This is a genomic window from Pantoea sp. ICBG 985 (genome assembly GCF_002928365.1).
Lineage (GTDB): Bacteria > Pseudomonadota > Gammaproteobacteria > Enterobacterales > Enterobacteriaceae > Pantoea > Pantoea dispersa.
Genome location: NZ_POWM01000005.1, coordinates 491,102 through 510,190, shown reverse-complemented (window position 1 = coordinate 510,190; position 19,089 = coordinate 491,102). Strand labels below are relative to the sequence as shown.

At 59.3% G+C, this 19,089-nt stretch carries 15 protein-coding genes; 7 read left to right on the top strand and 8 right to left on the bottom strand.

Features of this window, described 5'->3' with window-relative positions:
- Nucleotides 1-196: 196 nt before the first annotated feature.
- The 3 genes from glnD to C1Y42_RS17585 all read left to right on the top strand — a co-directional run bounded on the left by glnD (nt 197) and on the right by C1Y42_RS17585 (nt 4,535).
- Nucleotides 197-2,851, top strand: a complete 2,655-nt coding sequence (gene glnD / locus C1Y42_RS17595) for a bifunctional uridylyltransferase/uridylyl-removing protein GlnD (RefSeq protein ID WP_104094029.1) — start codon at nt 197-199, stop codon at nt 2,849-2,851.
- 172 nt (nt 2,852-3,023) lie between these two features.
- Nucleotides 3,024-3,848, top strand: coding sequence for a 2,3,4,5-tetrahydropyridine-2,6-dicarboxylate N-succinyltransferase (gene dapD, locus C1Y42_RS17590; protein WP_021507493.1), 825 nt, complete (start codon nt 3,024-3,026; stop codon nt 3,846-3,848).
- 294 nt (nt 3,849-4,142) lie between these two features.
- The gene (locus C1Y42_RS17585; RefSeq protein ID WP_010616197.1) at nt 4,143-4,535 is read left to right on the top strand and encodes a DUF3461 family protein; all 393 of its coding nucleotides are present in this window, start codon (nt 4,143-4,145) and stop codon (nt 4,533-4,535) included.
- Between the two features lie 38 nt (nt 4,536-4,573).
- Here C1Y42_RS17585 and C1Y42_RS17580 read toward each other — a convergent pair whose 3' ends face one another.
- The 3 genes from C1Y42_RS17580 to dgt form a co-directional block, all read right to left on the bottom strand.
- The gene (locus C1Y42_RS17580) at nt 4,574-5,731 is read right to left on the bottom strand and encodes a CdaR family transcriptional regulator (protein ID WP_021507495.1); all 1,158 of its coding nucleotides are present in this window, start codon (nt 5,729-5,731) and stop codon (nt 4,574-4,576) included.
- Between the two features lie 200 nt (nt 5,732-5,931).
- On the bottom strand, nt 5,932-7,371 hold the full coding sequence (gene degP, locus C1Y42_RS17575) for a serine endoprotease DegP (RefSeq protein WP_058759526.1): 1,440 nt from the start codon (nt 7,369-7,371) through the stop codon (nt 5,932-5,934).
- Between the two features lie 136 nt (nt 7,372-7,507).
- Nucleotides 7,508-9,001 carry a dGTPase gene (dgt, locus tag C1Y42_RS17570; protein WP_058770587.1) on the bottom strand — a complete coding sequence of 498 codons (1,494 nt, stop codon included), beginning with the start codon at nt 8,999-9,001 and terminating at the stop codon, nt 7,508-7,510.
- Nucleotides 9,002-9,099: 98 nt separating this feature from the next.
- On the opposite strand from dgt, the gene mtnN reads away from it, so the two are divergent.
- From mtnN to C1Y42_RS17555, 3 genes are all read left to right on the top strand, one after another.
- Nucleotides 9,100-9,798 (top strand): 5'-methylthioadenosine/S-adenosylhomocysteine nucleosidase, encoded by a 699-nt coding sequence (gene mtnN / locus C1Y42_RS17565; protein WP_021507498.1) that lies wholly within the window; start codon nt 9,100-9,102, stop codon nt 9,796-9,798.
- Complete coding sequence (gene btuF, locus C1Y42_RS17560; RefSeq protein ID WP_104094028.1) at nt 9,791-10,597, top strand: vitamin B12 ABC transporter substrate-binding protein BtuF; 807 nt, start codon at nt 9,791-9,793, stop codon at nt 10,595-10,597. Before mtnN ends, btuF begins: the two co-directional genes overlap by 8 nt.
- A 106-nt stretch (nt 10,598-10,703) precedes the next feature.
- Complete coding sequence (locus tag C1Y42_RS17555) at nt 10,704-10,955, top strand: hypothetical protein (RefSeq protein ID WP_058780468.1); 252 nt, start codon at nt 10,704-10,706, stop codon at nt 10,953-10,955.
- Nucleotides 10,956-10,988: 33 nt separating this feature from the next.
- On the opposite strand, the gene erpA is transcribed toward C1Y42_RS17555, so the two are convergent.
- A complete protein-coding gene (gene erpA / locus C1Y42_RS17550) occupies nt 10,989-11,336 on the bottom strand; it encodes an iron-sulfur cluster insertion protein ErpA (RefSeq protein WP_021507501.1) in 348 nt (115 codons plus the stop codon).
- A 221-nt stretch (nt 11,337-11,557) separates the two neighbouring features.
- Here erpA and hemL point away from each other — a divergent pair, with 221 nt between their 5' ends.
- On the top strand, nt 11,558-12,838 hold the full coding sequence (gene hemL / locus C1Y42_RS17545) for a glutamate-1-semialdehyde 2,1-aminomutase (protein WP_021507502.1): 1,281 nt from the start codon (nt 11,558-11,560) through the stop codon (nt 12,836-12,838).
- Nucleotides 12,839-12,873: 35 nt separating this feature from the next.
- Here hemL and fhuB read toward each other — a convergent pair whose 3' ends face one another.
- The 4 genes from fhuB to fhuA are packed head-to-tail and all read right to left on the bottom strand — an operon-like array spanning nt 12,874 to nt 18,784.
- Nucleotides 12,874-14,850, bottom strand: coding sequence for a Fe(3+)-hydroxamate ABC transporter permease FhuB (fhuB, locus tag C1Y42_RS17540; RefSeq protein ID WP_104094027.1), 1,977 nt, complete (start codon nt 14,848-14,850; stop codon nt 12,874-12,876).
- A complete protein-coding gene (fhuD, locus tag C1Y42_RS17535; RefSeq protein WP_104094026.1) occupies nt 14,850-15,728 on the bottom strand; it encodes a Fe(3+)-hydroxamate ABC transporter substrate-binding protein FhuD in 879 nt (292 codons plus the stop codon). The genes fhuB and fhuD overlap by 1 nt, the downstream gene beginning before the upstream one ends.
- Nucleotides 15,729-15,737: 9 nt before the next feature.
- Nucleotides 15,738-16,532 carry a Fe3+-hydroxamate ABC transporter ATP-binding protein FhuC gene (fhuC, locus tag C1Y42_RS17530; protein ID WP_088516628.1) on the bottom strand — a complete coding sequence of 265 codons (795 nt, stop codon included), beginning with the start codon at nt 16,530-16,532 and terminating at the stop codon, nt 15,738-15,740.
- Nucleotides 16,533-16,576: 44 nt separating this feature from the next.
- Nucleotides 16,577-18,784, bottom strand: a complete 2,208-nt coding sequence (gene fhuA, locus C1Y42_RS17525) for a ferrichrome porin FhuA (RefSeq protein ID WP_104094025.1) — start codon at nt 18,782-18,784, stop codon at nt 16,577-16,579.
- Nucleotides 18,785-19,089: the final 305 nt, after the last annotated feature.

Below are 19,089 nucleotides of genomic sequence, written 5' to 3'. Positions count from 1 at the left end.
GCTCGTCATCAGGATAACAGGCCGGCTCAAAACGAACGCCTGTCAGTTTAGGTTCACCCATCCCTGCACCTCCCGTAGCGGCGCCATCAGTTGCGCGTTAACCCGCGCCGCTACTGCGGTGATGTCACGGACGGTGGCTAACTGAACGGCATTACGGCGTTAAGCCCGCTTTTTATGGCGCAGAAGAGGCATGTTGATGAGTGGTAGCGTGACCGAAGCAGTACACAAAGGCCTGACCGATTCCCCCGCCAGCTGGCCAGACGACGCGCTGACGCGCGACAAACTCAAACAGTATCTTGAACAGTTCCAGCAGCATCTGGGCAGCGCTTTTGACGCAGGCAGCGATATCGAATCGCTGATTGATGCGCGCACGCTGTTTATCGATCGCCTGCTGCGCCGGCTGTGGCGGCTGTTTGGCTTTGACCAGATGAAAGAGATCGCGCTGGTGGCGGTGGGCGGCTATGGCCGCGGCGAGCTGCATCCGCTGTCGGACATCGACGTGCTGATCCTGAGCCGTCAGCCACTGGACGAAGCTGCCTCGCAGCGCACGTCAGAACTGCTGACGCTGATGTGGGATCTCAAGCTGGAGGTCGGCCACAGCGTACGCACGCTGGAAGAGTGTCTGCTGGAGGGCTTGTCGGATCTCACCGTCGCCACCAACCTGATTGAGTCGCGCATGCTGACCGGCGACGTGGCGCTGTTTCTCGAACTGCAAAAGAATATCTTCAGCGACGGTTTCTGGCCGTCGTCACGCTTCTTCGCCGCCAAAATTGAGGAGCAGCTGGAACGCCATCAGCGCTATCACGGCACCAGCTACAACCTCGAACCGGATATCAAAAGCAGCCCGGGCGGGCTGCGCGACATTCATACTCTGCAGTGGGTCGCGCGCCGCCACTTTGGCGCCACCACCATGGATGAGATGGTCGGCTTTGGCTTTCTCACTGAAGCCGAACGCAATGAAATCAATGAGTGCCAGGAATTTCTCTGGCGCATCCGTTTCGCGCTGCACCTGACGCTGCCGCGCTACGATAACCGCTTACTGTTCGATCGCCAGCTCAACGTGGCACAGCGCCTCAACTATGGCGGTGAAGGCAATGAGCCGGTTGAGCGCATGATGAAAGATTTCTATCGCGTCACGCGCCGTATCGGCGAGCTGAACCAGATGCTGCTGCAGCTGTTTGACGAAGCCATTCTGGCGCTGTCGACCACCGAGAAGCCGCGCAGCATTGATGAGGATTTTCAGCTGCGCGGTAATCTGATTGACCTGCGCGATCCCACGCTGTTTGAGCGCGAGCCGCAGGCGATTCTGCGCATGTTTTACGTGATGGTGCGTAACGAAACCATCACCGGCATCTATTCCACCACGCTGCGCCAGCTGCGCTACGCCCGCCGTCATCTGCAACAGCCGCTGTGTCAGATCCCCGAAGCGCGCCGCACCTTTATGGCGATTCTGCGCCATCCAGGCGCGGTAAAGCGCGCGCTGCTGCCGATGCATCGCCACAGCGTACTGTGGGCCTATACGCCGCTGTGGGGCAACATTGTCGGCCAGATGCAGTTCGACCTGTTCCACGCCTACACCGTGGATGAGCACACCATCCGCGTGTTGCAGAAGCTGGAAAGTTTTGCCGACGAAGCCACGCGCCCGATGCACCCGCTGTGCGTCGAGCTGTGGCCGCGTCTGCCGCAGCCGGAGCTGCTGCTGATGGCCGCGCTGCTGCACGATATCGCCAAAGGGCGCGGTGGTGACCACTCGATTCTTGGCGCGCAGGACGCGCTGGACTTTGCTGAGCTGCACGGCCTCAATTCACGCGAAATGCAGCTGGTGGCGTGGCTGGTGCGTCATCACCTGCTGATGTCGGTGACTGCTCAGCGTCGCGACATTCAGGATCCCACGGTGATTCAGCAGTTTGCTGAAGTGATGCAAAATGAAAACCGGCTGCGCTATCTGGCCTGCCTGACGGTTGCCGACATCTGTGCCACCAATGAAAGCCTGTGGAACAGCTGGAAACAGAGCCTGCTACGTGAGTTGTTCTTCGCCACCGAAAAACAGCTGCGCCGCGGTATGGAGAACAGCCCGGATCTGCGCGAGCGCGTGCGTCATCACCGGCTGCAGGCGCTGGCGCTGCTGCGCATGGAAAATCTCAACGAAGAGCGCCTGCACCATATCTGGAGCCGCTGCCGTGCCGACTACTTCCTGCGCCATACGCCCAACCAGCTGGCGTGGCACGCGCGGCATCTGATCAATCATGACCTTAGCAAACCGCTGGTGCTGGTAAGCCCGCAGGCTACGCGCGGCGGCACCGAGATCTTCATCTGGAGCCCGGATCGCCCTTACCTGTTTGCCGCCGTAGCCGGAGAGCTCGACCGCCGTAATCTGAGCGTGCACGATGCGCAGATCTTTACCAGCCGCGACGGTATGGCCATGGACACCTTTATTGTGCTGGAGCCGGACGGCAGTCCGCTGGCAGCAGATCGCCATCCGCTGATTATCCAGGCGCTGGAGCAGGCGATCACGCAAACGCAGTGGGTGCCACCGCGTACGCGCCGGCCGTCGTCACGTCTGAAACACTTCAGCGTCGATACCGAAGTCAACTTTTTGCCCACCCATACCGACCGCCGCAGCTATCTGGAGCTGGTGGCGCTGGACCAGCCAGGTTTGCTGGCGCGCGTGGGCGAAGTGTTTGCTGACCTCGGCGTTTCGCTGCACGGCGCCCGCATCAGTACCATCGGCGAACGGGTGGAGGATTTGTTCATCCTTGCCAACAGCGAACGACGTGCGCTGGATGCCGAAATGCGCTCCGTGCTGCAACAACGGTTGACAGAGGTACTTAATCCAAACGATAAAATGTGACCCGGCTTCCATTCTTCACGTTGCCGATGCATTGGCCTGGTGACCCGGCCCATCCGTGGATCTCGCTCCGATAGGCGCGCCACCGTTCTGCAGCATGAAGGATGTTTGCCTGATAATTTTACTCTGCACGCCAGCTGGCGTGCATCCGCAATGACAGACTCAGGAATTAAATATGCAACAGTTACAGAGCGTTATCGAATCTGCCTTTGAACGCCGCGCCGACATTACGCCGACCAGCGTGGACAGCGCCACCCGTGAAGCGATCAACCAGGTGATTGGCCTGCTGGACAGCGGTGAACTGCGCGTGTCAGAAAAGATCAACGGCGAATGGGTAACGCATCAGTGGCTGAAAAAAGCGGTACTGCTGTCGTTCCGTATCAACGACAACCAGGTGATCGACGGGGCAGAGACCCGCTTCTACGACAAAGTGCCGATGAAATTTGCCGGCTGGGATGAAGCGCGCTTTAAAAGCGCCGGCTTCCGCGTCGTGCCACCGGCCGCAGTGCGTCAGGGTGCATTCATCGCGCGCAACACCGTGCTGATGCCGTCCTATGTCAACATCGGTGCGTATGTCGATGAAGGCACCATGGTTGACACCTGGGCCACCGTCGGCTCCTGTGCGCAGATTGGTAAAAACGTGCACCTGTCCGGCGGCGTCGGCATCGGCGGCGTACTGGAACCGCTGCAGGCCAATCCAACCATCATCGAAGATAACTGCTTTATCGGTGCCCGTTCCGAGATCGTTGAAGGCGTGATCGTCGAAGAAGGTTCGGTGATCTCTATGGGCGTTTACATCGGCCAGAGCACCAAAATTTATGACCGCGAAACCGGTGAAGTGCACTACGGCCGCGTACCGGCGGGTTCGGTGGTGGTTTCCGGTAACCTGCCGTCTAAAGACGGTAGCTACAGCCTGTACTGTGCGGTGATCGTGAAGAAAGTCGACGCGAAAACGCTGGCAAAAACCGGCATCAACGAACTGCTGCGTACCATCGATTAAGTTTTTTCTTCCCGCGTATTTTTATACCCACGGGCCTGTATTCAGGCCCGTCATTTTTTCTTTACACTCCTGCCGCTATTACCTGTTTCGCGCCGCGAATTAACAGGTGCGTTTGTTTTTCAAACAGGTCATAATCCGCGCCAGTTAACTCCGGTCGCGCACTGTTCATCCCGGTTTTTGTGTCTACAGTTGATTAAGTATGCCGTAAGCGTTCGGTTCGTTGCGCTTATTACGCAGCCGAATGATGATGATAATCCTGCGCGCTCACTCACTCTCAGATGGAATATAAACGCTATGTACGACAACCTGAAAAGCTTAGGTATCAGCAATCCTGAAGACATTGACCGCTACAGCCTGCGTCAGGAAGCCAACAACGACATCCTGAAAATCTACTTCCGCAAAGACAAGGGCGAGTTCTTCGCCAAAAGCGTGAAGTTTAAATACCCGCGTCAGCGCAAAACCGTGGTGGCCGATCACACCACCCAGGGTTATAAAGAGATTCAGGAAATCAGCCCTAACCTGCGTTACGTGATCGACGAACTGGATCAGATCTGCCAGCGCGATCAGGTAGAGGTGGATCTGAAGCGCAAAATCCTCGCCGATCTGCGCCATCTGGAGAACGTGGTGTCGAACAAAATCGCGGAAATCGAATCCGATCTCGATCAGCTGACCCGCAACGGTCGCTAATTCCCGCCGCTTCTCAGGCCAGCCGCTGCTGGCCTTTTTTATGCCTGCTCATCAAGCTGCAGCGCCACATACAGCAGCAGCCGATCGTCAAAGTTCGCCAGATTAAGGCCGGTCAGTTCCGAGATGCGGTTCAGGCGGTACTCCAGCGTATTGCGATGAATAAACAGCGCGCGCGCTGTGGCGCTCGGCTGCACGTTATGACTGAACCACGCAACCAGCGTGCGCCGCAGCAAACCGTTATTGTCCATGCTCTTCAGCTTAGCCAGCGGACGTGCCAGCTCGCTGGCCTGCCAGCCGCCGCGCAGGCTATCCAGCAGCACCGGCAGCACCAGATCCTGATAGAAGAAGCTCCGCTGCTGCGGCATGCGCTGTTTGCCCACCATCATGGTGGTGCGGGCGGTGCGGTAAGAGCGCGCAATGCTGCCGGGCCCGGTAAAGAAATTGCCGAGCGCGATGCGCATCCGCACCTGACCGCTCTCTTTCATGCGCTGCAGCAGTTGATCGACGCGGCGGCGATGATCGTCCTGATCGTAACGGCCATGTGCATTCAGCGCTGGCTTCAGCACCACCATTTCGGTGAGCGAAACAATGGCGATCAGGTTGTCGCGATCGGGCGTGGTCAGTAGCGTCTGTAATTGCTGCAGTTCCGACATCGCGCTGTCGACCCCCAGCTGTCCGCTGTCCACTTCCACCACCGCCACCACGCGCGGCTGATTGAGATCGATGCCCAGTCGCTGCGCCCATTCGTTCAGCGCTGGCGACAGCGTATCGCTGCGGATCAGGTTCAGCACCAGCTCCTCACGCAGGCGGCTGTCCTGCGCCAGCATATGCAGCAGGCGCGCCTGTTCCAGCATCATCTCTGCCGTCATGCACACCAGCTCGCCGTAATGGCGTAACGTGCTGGGCTGGCCGGTGAGGCCAATCACGCCGACGATGTCGCCGTCAATGCGCAGCGGTAAATTGATGCCCGGCCGCACGCCGTGCAGGTGTTTAGCCACCGCTTCGTCAATATCAACCACCCTGCCCTGTGACAGCACCAGCAGCGCGCCCTCGTGCAATTCGCCAATACGCTCGCGATCGCCACTGCCAATAATGCGGCCGCGCGCATCCATCACATTGACATTGCTGTCGATAATTTTCATGGTGCGGGCAACGATATCCTGAGCCAGTCGCGCATCAAGATGATAGGTGGCCATCAAACACTCCAGAATTCGGGACGAACCGACAGAATACGCATCCCGATTCCCCCTGGCATTGTGCAACTGCACATAGCCGCAGGGCGATTACCGGAATTGCGGCAGCGGTCACACTGGGAAGGCACAGATGACTGGGGGCGCAGCAGCATACAGGCAATAAAAAGGCGAGCCGAAGCTCGCCTGAGAGACCAATAAAAGGATTACTGCATCAGCAGATAGAGGCTGCTGTCGCCGCGCTTGACGTTGAGCGCCAGCACCGACGGTTTGGTGTCGAGGATTTTACGCAGCTCGCCAAGGTTGCTTACCGCCTGCTGGTTCACACCGAGGATCACATCGCCTTTCTTCAGGCCGATACGTGCCGCTGCGCTGCCGGCTTTCACGCTGTCAACGCGCACGCCCTTCTGGCCGTTGCTGTCGACGTTGCTGAGATCGGCGCCTTCAATGCCGGTGTAAATCGTCGCGGACTGCACTTTATCCTGTGAGCTCTGCTGCAGCTCAACCGTCACGTTGAGCGGTTTGCCGTCGCGCAGCAGGCCCAGCTGCAGTTTGGTGCCGACCGGCAGCGAGCCGACTTCCGCACGCAGCGCCGCAAAGCTGGTCAGCGCTTTACCGTTCATAGAGACCACCACATCGCCCGCTTTCACGCCGGCTTTCGCCGCCGCGGAGTTTGGCAGCACCTGGCTGACAAAGGCGCCGCGCTGCGCATCCACTTTCATCGCTTTAGCCAGCTCGGAGTTGAGCTCGGTGCCCATAATGCCCAGCTCGCCGCGTTTCACCTGGCCATACTCCACCATCTGCGCGGTCAGGTTTTTCACCATGGAACTCGGGATGGCAAAGCCGATACCGATGTTGCCACCGTCCGGTGCGAGGATCGCGGTGTTAATACCGATCAGCTCGCCGTTCAGGTTAACCAGCGCACCGCCGGAGTTGCCGCGGTTGATGGCGGCATCGGTCTGGATAAAGTTTTCGTAATTTTCGACGTTAAGGCCGCTGCGCCCCAGCGCCGAGACGATGCCGGACGTGACCGTTTCGCCCAGGCCGTACGGGTTACCGATGGCCACGGTGTAATCACCGACGCGCAGATTGTCGGAGTCTGCGATCTTAATTGCCGTCAGGTTTTTCGCATCCTGCAGCTGAATCAGCGCGATGTCAGACTGCGGATCTTTGCCGATGACCTTAGCATCGTAGCGACGGCCATCGCTCAGTTGTACCTGAATTTTGGTGGCGTTATCCACCACGTGGTTGTTGGTAACCACATAGCCTTTGTCGGCGTTGATGATTACGCCGGAACCGAGCGCGCGGAACTGCTGCTTCTGCGCGTTGGCGCCATCGTCGCTACCGTCACCGCCGCCGCCCTGGCACATGGGTGAACCCTGGAACGGCGATCCGTCCTGACAGAACGGGGAATTATCGCCAAAGAATTGCTGGAACTGCTGCGGCATGCGCGGGGTTTTCACCGTGGTGCTGCCTTCCACGCTGATACTGACCACGGAAGGCATCACTTTTTCCAGCATGGGTGCCAGGCTGGGCAGTTGCTGACTGGAGGAAGACGCTGTCTCCGCCGCGAAAACACTGACAGGGCTTAACGCCATGCCCAGACTAAGCGCCAGCGCACTTAACATTAATGTGCTTTTTTTCATTCGTCTGTGTCTCTCTGAAATTAACGTGCAGACCATTGCTGTGGTCGTGATGATGAGATTAAGTTTTTAGCGCGAAGTTCCTGATAAAGTATTGGGCAAAGGTAAAAATTTATTCTTCGTCTTTACAAAACTGCGCTTATTCCACCGCCATCAACCGACGATACTCATCCCAGGCGTAATTGTCCGTCATCCCGCTGATATAGTCCTGAATCAGCCGCGAGCGATAATAACGTTCCCATAACAATCGCTGATATTTATGCTGCACCACCAGGTTACGCATCTGTTGCTGATAAGCTTTACGATGTTTACCGGAAAGTTTATGAAACAGTCGGGTTTCGATCGGATGTTTCGCGAGAAAATCCTCATTCATTAACGTGGTAAACTGTTCATAATCGAGCTGCATCAGCGATTGATAAATTTCCAGTAATCCTTTAATGACCCGATAACCCTGTAATTCCAGCTGCTCAACTTCAGGGTGATTAAACACCTGCTGGCGCGCCACAGTTTTAAATAATTTTAACAGACGCCCTTCATCACCGTCATCTTCCAGCAGCGCATGGTTAAAGCTGCCGGCAAAAATGGCAGGTAAATTATCAACAAAGCGGCGCACCGCATGGCTGACCAGCACGCTCTGGACGTTGACCCGCAGCGACATGAAAAATTGATCGCTAATACTGCGGCGCTTTTTCTGATTGGCCTCTTTCCACGCTTCATTAATGGTGCGGCTGAACGCGTCGCCGGGTTTCACCGGACCCCAGGCGTTGAGCAAAGAATGATAGAGCGTATCGACGGTGAAGATGTCTTTTTCTACGGCGTCATCAAGGTCGGCAATACAATAGGAGATATCGTCAGCCGCTTCCATTATCCAGGTCAGCGGATAACGATGGTGCTCAGGTATATCCGTTGCCGCGCGAAGATCGGCCACATATTCACGTTCGGATAAATAGAAACCCGGCTTTTTCATTAATACGCTGAACTCCGCCGGCTTATCGCCCTGCCACCACGCCGGCGCGGTGTATTTTAAAATACACGCTACCTGCGCATAGCTAAGATTTAGCTGCAGCAGGGTATGCACCAGCCGAATGGCCTGCGCATTCCCTTCGAAATGGCACAAATCCTGACGAATCATTGCATTTAACCGGTCGAAATCGGCACGCTGCGCGTCATCCGCCACGCCCGCCACCAGCGGATCCACCAGTTCGGCCGGCAGGTTGTCATCAAACCAGTCATTGATCGCCGCTTCACCAAAATGGCCAAACGGCGGGTTGCCGACGTCGTGCAGCAGGCAGGCCATCTCCACCAGGCTCTCGACCGCGCCCTCAAAGCCATCGAGGCCGTAAGCCGCCAGCCCGCCGCCCTGGGTTTTCAGCGTATGCAGAATCTCTTTGGTGATGTAACGCCCGGTTTGCTGCACCTCAAGCGAATGGGTCAGGCGCGAGCGCACGGCCGCATTCCGCTCCAGCGGAAACACCTGGGTTTTTTGTTGCAGACGGCGAATCGCGGCAGAATTAATAATGCGTCCACGATCGCTTTCAAAGTGGCGGGTAATAAAGTATTCGCCTTCGGGATCTTTGCGACTGGTATAAGGGCGGGTGAAACTGATCTTCTTCCTGAAATTGATCGTCGCCATTGTTACCCCTTATTTTTTCCTGAATTGATCCCCATTGAGCCATGTTAGACTATGCCTCACTTTAGCCTTATACATCCATAACTACAGCGAGATTCTTTATGAAAGCAGGCATTATTGGCGCGATGGAGCAGGAAGTCACACTGCTGCGTGACAAAATTGAAAACCGTCAGACGCTGACGCTGGCCGGCTGCGAAATTTACACCGGTACGCTCAACGGCGTTGAGGTGGCTCTGCTGAAATCGGGCATCGGCAAAACCGCGGCGGCGCTGGGTACCACGCTGCTGCTGGAGCTGTGCAAACCGGATCTGGTGATCAACACCGGTTCCGCAGGCGGTCTGGCGCCAACATTGCAGGTGGGCGATATCGTGGTGTCCGATGAAGTGCGTTATCACGATGCCGATGTCACCGCTTTTGGCTATGAGCCTGGTCAGATGGCGGGCTGCCCGGCGGCGTTTGTCGCGGACAGCGCGCTGATTGCCGCCGCAGAGCAGGTGATCAAACAGCTGGATCTCAACGCGGTGCGCGGTCTGGTGGTCAGCGGTGACGCCTTTATTAATGGCGCCGCACCGCTGGAGCGTATCCGCAGCACCTTCCCGCAGGCGATTGCGGTAGAGATGGAAGCCACGGCGATTGGTCACGTTTGCCATCAATTTAAGGTGCCGTTCGTGGTGGTACGCGCTATTTCTGACGTGGCCGATAAAGCGTCGCATCTGAGTTTCGAAGAGTTCCTCAGCGTGGCGGCTAAACAGTCGTCGCTGATGGTGGAAAACCTGCTGGCTCAGCTGGCGCGTGGCTAAATATCTGCTGCTCGGGCTGTGGCTGCTGTGCCACAGCCTGCTGGCCGCACCGCGCGTCATTACCCTGTCGCCGCATCTCACTGAACTGGCGTTTGCCGCCGGCATCACGCCGGTGGCGGTGAGCGCCTGGTCAGACTATCCCGCCGCTGCTCGCCAGCTGGAGCAGGTGGCAAACTGGCAGGGCATTCGCGTTGAACGCATTGTGCAGCTCAGACCGGATGTGGTACTGGCCTGGCGCGGCGGCAATCCGCTGCGCCAGGTGGAGCAGCTGCAGCGTCTGGGCATCCATGTGGAATGGATCGATCCGCAATCACTCGACCAGATGATTGACGCGCTGGCGGCGCTGCAGCGCTGGAGCCCACAGCCCCAGCGGGCCAAAGCGGCCGCACAGGCGTTACACCAGCAGCTGCAGACGCTGCGTCAGCGCTATCAGCAGCAAACGCCGGTGCCGCTGTTTCTGCAGTTTGGCCAGCAGCCGCTGTTTACCGCCGCGCGCAGCACGCTGCAGAATGAGGTCATCACCCTGTGCGGCGGTCGCAATATCTTTGCTGACAGCAGCGTGAGCTGGCCTCAGGTGAGCCGGGAGCAGGTGCTGACGCGGCACCCGCAGGCGATTGTCACTGGCGGTGATGCCAGCCGCGCCGCCAGCGTCGCGCGCTTCTGGCAGCCGCAGCTTAACGTGCCGGTGATTGCGCTTAACGATGACTGGCTGAGCCGGCCGGGTCCGCGCCTGCTGCTGGCGGCAAAACAATTGTGCGAAGCTTTACATCCGACGAAAAATAAAGCATTACCAGACTAAAGATTCGACGATTCATGTCGAAAATCAAATAACAAGGCACAGCGGCCACGTATGCTCTGTGCCCTTTTAGCGCATAGCGCACTTTTGACATCACCAGGATTTCACCATGACCAGAGCGCTGCTGCTGGCCATAGGGCTGATCGTGGCTGCACCGATCGGTGCGGCAACCACCACGGGCTCTATCGCCGTCTCGCTAACGATTTTCTCCCGCTGCGATATTTCACGCCCGAGTGAGCAGACGCTGCCGTCTGTTGACTGCGGCCGGCATTTCAGCGCGCAGCCGCGCGTGACACAAAGCGTATTGAACCGCGATGCGATGCGCCGTGAAACGGCTCGCTTAGTGACGATTGAGTGGTAAATGATGGCTGCCAGAACGGCAGCCAGCCCAGCATCAGATGCTGAAAGAGGAGCCGCAGCCGCAGGTGGTTTTGGCGTTGGGATTGGTCACGATAAAGCGGGAACCTTCCAGACCTTCGGTGTAGTCAACCGATCCGCCCACCAGATACTGCAGGCTCATCGGGTCAACTACCAGCGCCACACCCTGCTTCTCGATGGTCATGTCGCCGTCATTCATTTGATCGTCAAAAGTAAAACCATACTGGAAGCCACTGCAGCCCCCGCCGGTGATATATACGCGCAGTTTCAGCGCCGGATTCTCTTCATCCGCAATCAGGTTTTTTACTTTTTTCGCTGCTGCATCGGTGAACTGCAGAGGCAGCGCGGCTACGTCGTCACTCATCTTTTACTCCGGGTAAACGTCCAGGTCAGAAAACGACCTCAATTTCGCTATTATCTGCCAGCCGTCCAGTGCAATCAAGTAGCGCCCTTGACACTGTGTGCCGCCAGTTATGGCATAAAGTATAGCAATGTCGCAGGCGCAAGCGGCCGCGCGCCTTTCTTCACCGGCCGCTCTTCCGTAGAATGGCGCCAGATTTTTTCCAGAACAGCAGGAGCCGAACCATGAGTAAGTCAGAAAACCTGTATGCCGAAGCACAACGCCTGATCCCGGGCGGCGTGAACTCCCCGGTGCGTGCCTTTACCGGCGTGGGCGGCGTGCCGCTGTTCATCGAACGCGCCGACGGTGCCTATCTGTATGATGCCGATGGCAAAGCCTATATCGATTACGTCGGCTCCTGGGGACCGATGGTGCTGGGCCACAATAACGCCACCATTCGCAATGCGGTGATCGAAGCCGCCGCGCGCGGCCTGAGTTTTGGCGCGCCGACCGAGATGGAAGTGAAGATGGCCGAGCTGGTGTGCGAGCTGGTGCCGAGCATGGACATGGTGCGTATGGTTAACTCCGGCACCGAAGCCACCATGAGCGCCATCCGCCTGGCGCGGGGTTTCACCCAGCGTGACAAGATCATCAAATTTGAAGGCTGCTACCACGGCCACGCTGACTGCCTGCTGGTGAAAGCCGGTTCCGGTGCGCTGACCCTCGGCCAGCCCAACTCGCCGGGCGTGCCGGCGGATTTCGCCCGTCACACCCTGACCTGCACCTATAACGATCTCGACTCGGTGCGCGCGGCGTTTGAGCAGTATCCGCAAGAGATCGCCTGTATTATCGTCGAACCGGTGGCGGGCAACATGAACTGTATCCCGCCGCAGCCGGAATTCCTGCCGGGCCTGCGTGCGCTGTGCGATGAGTTTGGCGCGCTGCTGATTATTGATGAAGTTATGACCGGCTTCCGCGTGGCGCTGGGCGGTGCCCAGGCGTATTACGACGTTACGCCAGACCTGACCTGTCTCGGCAAGATCATCGGCGGCGGTATGCCGGTTGGTGCCTTTGGCGGCCGCCGCGAAGTGATGGCCGCGCTGGCTCCCACCGGCCCGGTGTATCAGGCGGGTACGCTGTCCGGCAACCCGATTGCCATGGCCGCCGGTTTTGCCTGCCTGTCGCAGATTGCGCAGCCTGGCACCCATGCGACCTTAACCGCACTCACCGACCAGCTGTGTGCTGGCCTGCTGGCGGCGGCGGAGGCGGAAAATATCCCGCTGGTGGTGAACCACGTCGGTGGCATGTTCGGTATTTTCTTCACCGACGCCGACAGCGTGACCTGCTACGCCGACGTGACAAAGTGCGATGTGGAGCGCTTTAAGCGTTTCTTCCATCTGATGCTGCAGGAAGGTGTTTACCTCGCGCCATCGGCCTATGAGGCCGGCTTTATGTCACTGGCGCACAGCCAGGAAGATATTCAGCGCACCGTCGATGCCGCCCGCCGCTGCTTCGCGCAGCTGTAAACCTGCCGGGGCGCCATTGATAGCGCCCCGCTTCACTAAGCGCGCCTTAGCAGCCAGATAAAATACGGCGCGCCGAAGAAGGTCGCCATCAGACCCGCCGGGATTTGATCCGGGAAGGCCAGCATGCGACCGCACCAGTCGGCGAACACCAGCAGGCCACCCCCGAGCAGGCCAGCCATCAGCAATTGCGGCAGCGCGCGACGGAAGCCGAGCATGCGCACAATATGCGGCGCCATCAGGCCAATAAAACTCAGCGGACCAATAGTGAGCGTCGCGGTGGCGGTCAGCGCAGCCGCCAGCAACAGCAGGCTGAAGCGCGATCGGTTCAGCGCCATGCCGGCTGAGCGCGCCGTGGCACTGCCGAGCGGCAGCAGCGTCAGCCAGCGGCTGGCCAGCGGTGCCAGCGCCACCAGTATCATGCCCACGACAGCACTCTGCAGCGCCTGCGTCATTGAGATGTTGTACGTCGAACCGGAAATCCAGCTCAGCAGCCCGGCCATGCGCGGATCGCCGCTCGCCAGCAACACCATCAGTAACGTGACAAACGCACTGTTCAGCGCCATTCCGGCCAGCAACATGCGTTCCGGTGCAAAACCGCCGCGGCTGGCCACCAGCATAATCACCAGCAGCGTCAGCGCGGCGCCCAGCACGCCGGCCGGCAGCAGCCAGGCGACCGCGTTGCCGGGCACAAAGAACAGCATAACCACTACCCCGCAGGCCGCCCCGGAGCTGATGCCCAGCACTTCCGGACTGGCCATCGGATTACCGGTCAGACGCTGAATCAGCACCCCGGCGACGCCCAGCATCGTGCCGACCACCAGCGCCGCCAGCACGCGCGGGACGCGCCACGGCAGCAGCTGTTGCAGCATATCGCCGCTGACCCACGTCCAGCCGTGTGCGTCGCGCCCAAACGCAATGCCCGCCAGACTGCACAGCGCCAAAATCATCACGCCCGCCAGACACCAGCGCAGCACGGCCTGCCGCTCCTGCGGCACAGTGTCGCTGGCATTCATCGCCGGCGGCAGCGAGCCCGTGCGCAGACGCGGCAGCAGCCACAGCAGAATCGGCACGCCAATCAGCGCGGTAGCCGTCCCGGTTGACACTTCACGCCAGTGCGCGGTCAGCCACAGCACGCACTGATCGGCCAGCCACAGCAGAAGTGCGCCAATCAGCGGCGCCAGCAGCAAGCGGCTCAGCAGACGACGCGCCCCCAGCATCTTCGCCAGCAGCGGCGCGAACAGCCCGATAAAGCCGATGATACCGGCGACGTTAACCAGCTGCGCACTGAGCAGGATCGCCAGCGCCAGCGCGGCAATGCGCGCCGCCGACAGCGCCAGACCGAGGTTTTTTGCCACGCCATCATCCAGCCCCATCAACGTCAGCGGACGCAACAGCGCCAGCGCCAGTGCGAACGCCAGCAGCAGGCGCGGCCACAGCAGCGCCACGTTGTGGCCGTCGAGCTGGTTCAGCGCGCCGGTGCTCCACAGAAACATGTTTTGCAGCTGATCGTGATTGAAGATGGCAAAGATTTGATTAACCGCGCCGGCATACAGGCTCAGTACCAGACCGGCGAGGATCAGCGTCACCGGCGACAGACGCTTGCCCCAGGCGATGCCAAACACCAGCACGCCGACCAGCACCGCCCCGCCCATCGCGGCAAACTGCTGCGTCAGCTCCCCGCCCGGCAGTTGCCACAGGGTGGCGACGGTCAGGCCAAGCTGCGCGCCGGAAGAGACGCCCAGCGTGGTCGGCTCCGCCAGCGGATTGCGCAGCACCTGCTGGAACAGCAGGCCCGCGAGGCCAAGTCCGGCCCCGACCAGCAACGCCAGCGCCAGCCGCGACAGCAGGCTGTAGTGGAACACCACCTGACGGATGTTATCGATATCCGGCGCGAACATCGCCTGCTGCCACTGCGCCAGCGGCAGCGCCTGGCGCAGGTTGATAAACGTGAGCGCCAGCGCCAGTAAACTGAGCACGCTGAGCAGCGCGACGGGAAACAGACGGTTGCGCATCAGTGCGACTCCAGCGCGCGTTCCAGCACGCGAATAAATTTGATGGCTGAGTAAGTGGCGCCGTAGTACCACACCGCCGGCACCCGCCGGAAACGGCCGGAACGGACAAACGGCAGCGCCTGCCACAGTGCGCTTTGCGTCACCTGCTGCATATCGCGTTCGTTATCGTGATCGAAGCAGATCACCTCAACGTCACCGACCTCCGCCAGCCGCTCCAGCCCGACAACCGCACTGCCCCAGAAGTTGGTTTCGCCCTGCCAGGCATTGCGCAGGCCAAGCTGCTCCATCACTTCGAGGAACAGGCTGCCTTTACCGAAGGTAATGGCGTGACGCGGATCCATCAGCGACATCAGCAGCAGCGGACGCTGCGCCCACGGACGTAACCGCTCACGCGCGGCCGCCACTTCACCATCCACCCAGTGCAAATGGGCCTGTGCCTGCGCTTCAAGGCCAAGCCGGGCACCCAGCGCATGCAGCGATGTGCGCGCGGTGGTGAACGGTTTGCCATCGCCGCTGTTGAGGTCAAAGCCCATCGTCGGCGCAATGCGCTCCAGCTTGTCGACCGCCGGGCCGTAACCGTTGGAGTGCAGGATCAGTGACGGTGCCAGCTGGGTCATCAGTTCCAGATTGGGTTCGGTGCGTAAGCCGAGATCGAGGGTGCCGGCCGGCAAGACCGGGTCGCCCACCCAGATGGCGTAGTTATGCAGATCGGCCACGCCGAGCGGGGCGACGCCGAGCGCCATCAGCAGCTCCACCGGCAGCCACTCCAGCGCCAGGATGCGCTGGTTGTCCGGCGGCGCGGCGCGCAGCGGTGCAAGGTTCAACAGCGGCGAGAGCGCCAGCGCGGTCAGCAGACGGCGACGGGAAATGTCGAACATCACGAGGCCTCAGTAGACAAAGCTGACGGGCGCGCCGCCCTGCGGATGCGGCAGAATGCCCATCGGAATGCCATAAATATCACCCAGCACCCCGGCCTGCATAATCGCTTCCGGTCCGCCTTGCGCGATCACTTCGCCCGCGCGCAGCGCCACCAGCCGGTCACAGTAGCGAGCCGCCATGTTGAGATCGTGCAGTACCGCTATCACCGTCAGGCCGCGTTCGTGGCTGAGGCGCTGAATCAGCGCCAGCACATCCACCTGATGGGCGATATCCAGCGCAGATGTGGGTTCGTCCAGCAGCAGGCAGCGGCTGTTCTGCGCCACCAGCATCGCCAGCCACGCGCGCTGACGCTCGCCGCCGGACAGGCTGTCCACCAGCCGCCCGGCGAAGGGTTTCAGTCCAACCAGCGCAATCGCCTCGTCTACCCGATCGCGATCTTCCTGGCCGTAGCGCCCCAGCGCACCGTGCCACGGATAGCGCCCAATCGCCACCAGCTCGCGTACCGTCATGCCCTCCGCCGCGGGCAGCTGCTGCGGCAGATAGGCTACCTGACGTGCAAAAGCTTTACTGCTCCAGGTATCAACCGCCTCACCGTTCAGCATCACGCGCCCTTCGCTGGCGGCATGGTGACGACCGAGCATCTTCAGCAGCGTGGATTTACCGGAACCGTTATGCCCGATCAGCGCGGTGACTTTGCCCGGAGCGAAAGTCAGCGACAGCGGATGCAGCAGCGTGCGGCCGGGCACACGGAAGCTGACGTTTTCCAGTGAAAAGGTGGTTTCTGCGTGGTGCGGATGCTGCATGATAATCCCTGGTTAACGGGCGCCACAGCGCCCTGTGTTCAGTATCAGAAGCGGAAGGTGGCGGTACCGACGATCTGGCGCTCTGCGCCCCAGTAGCAGGCGTAGTCGCGGTAGCAGCTGGCAACGTATTCGCGATCGAACAGGTTGTTGATGTTGACGCCGACGGTTGAGCCCGGCAAGCCGAAGCGGCCCAGATCGTACTTCAGTGCGGCATCTACAGTGGTGTAAGCAGCGACGTCAAAGTTCTGGTTGGCATTTGGGCCGCTGGCGTACAGGCCTTTGCTTTCACCCACGTAGCGCACTCCGGCCCCCACGGTGAAGCCCGATAGGGCGGTTTCGTGGAAGGTGTAATCGCCCCACAGCGAAGCCATATGCTTCGGCACCTGCACCGGCGTACGGCCTTTTAGCAAGGTGTCTTCGGTGTATTCCGCATCGGTGTAAGAGTAAGCCGCCGTCAGGTTGATGTTGGCGTTAAGCGCCGCTTTGGCTTCCAGCTCGACGCCGCGTGAGCGGATTTCACCGCTTTGCACGCTGGCAAATTGATGGCTTGAATCGGGATCGGCCGTCAGATTCTTCGTTTTGGTCAGCTGATAGACCGCCGCCGTCATGACAATCGGACGATCTTTGGGAACGTATTTTACGCCCGCTTCATATTGTTTAGCGCGTGACGGATCAAACGCTTCGCCGCCCCATGTTGCGCCAGCATTAGGAATAAACGCTTCGCTGTAACTGAAATAAGGTGCAATGCCATTATCGAACACATAGTTAACACCACCACGCCAGGTAAAGGCCTGATCGTTCTGGCGATCAACGCTCTGCGCTACGCGGTCGGTAACGGAATTCATCGCGTAGTCGTAGCGGCCACCGAGCGTCAGTACCCAGCGGTTCCACTCCATTTGATCCTGCGCGTACAGACCGGTCTGGCGTTGCTGGTTCAAACGCTGATAAGGATCGTCATAAGGGGTGTAGCTGTCGTTGCCATATTGCGGATTGAATGGACTCAGGCCGGTAGCGGTGCCGAACTGACCATCAATATCGTTACGGGTGCGCTGAAAATCGACGCCCAGCAGTAACGTATGGGCTAAATCACCGGTTGCGAATTTAGCCTGCGCTTGCGTATCCACGGCAAACTGGTTGAGTTTTTCTTTTGAGAATGCGGCATTGCGGGTAATCAGTTGATTCTCAGGGTTATAACCGAAGCCATAAATACTGCGATAATCGGTCTGCATTTCGGCATAGCGCAGATTCTGGCGCACTGTCCAGGTATCGTTAAAGCTGTGCTCAAAGTTGTAGCCAACCATTTTGGTGTTGCGCGAGATCTTATTGCTGTCTTCGCCTTCATCGAAATTGGTGGGCAGCTTATAGCTGCTGCCGTCCGGCCTGGTGATGCCCACCACGGTGCCTTCGCGCGGCAGCCAGCCGTAATAGCCGGTTTCCGGTTCGTTCTGGAAGTAGGTCAGCAGGTCGAAGCGGGTATTGGCATCGGGACGCCAGCTGAACGAAGGCGCAAGGGTATAGCGCTTCTCTTTGTTCATCTCCTGTTGCGCATCAGCGCTGCGCGCCAGGCCGGTCAGGCGATAGCTGTAAACGCCGTCATCATCCAGTGAGCCGCCAAAATCGAAGCCGGTGGAGAACAGGTTGTCGGTGCCCATCTGGAACTGGACTTCACGCAGCGTCTCCTGGGTCGGCCGCTTGCTCACCAGTGACACCACACCGCCCGGGTTGCTCTTACCGTACAGCACCGAAACCGGACCGCGCAGCAGCTCCGCGCGCTCAAGGAAGTAAGGATCGATAGCGAATTCGGAGTAGTTGTCACCCTGCAGCTTCAGGCCATCCAGATACTGATTGGTGTTGGTTTCGCTGAAGCCGCGAATCGACAGCGCATCGATAACGTCCGAGCTGCCGCGGTTACCGGTCAGCACGCCTGGCGTGTAATTGAACGCACCTTTGACGCTGGTCACCGCATGCATTGACATCTCTTCCTGCGTCACCACCGACACCGACTGCGGATTCTTCTCGATTGGCGTATCGGTTTTGGTGCCGGTCGCGCTGTGTTTAGCGGCGATGGTCGGCGACGGTCCCCATGCGCTCTCCTGCGCGACGCCGCTGCCGCCATCAGCCGTCACCACCACGGTATCTTCGGCCAGCGCCTGCATGCTGAGTGTGCCCAGAGTCAGGGAAATCAATAACGCGAGCGGTCGACGGGTGGTCACCGCGCGCAGAGAACAAGGAAAAGTGTTTCGCGCATTCATAGTGGGATCTCATGAAAATAGAACAATGCAGGCGAATGGAAACGAGAATGATTATTAGACGCACGGATTTTAGGCGAAACCCGGCAAGCACCGCAAGATGTAATGCCTGCTGGCGGTGAGTTTGCCAGCGGATCGCACATATCCATGATCGCGGCTAAAAAAATGGCGGGCAAAGAAAAAGGCGCCGCAGCGCCAGAGGGAGTTAAATTCAGCTTATATGCAAGACTCAGGCTGGAGCGCCGCCATGTATCTGGCGCCGCCACGTGGTGGTGGTAAAGCGCCGGCACCGCACAGGCTCTGAAGGT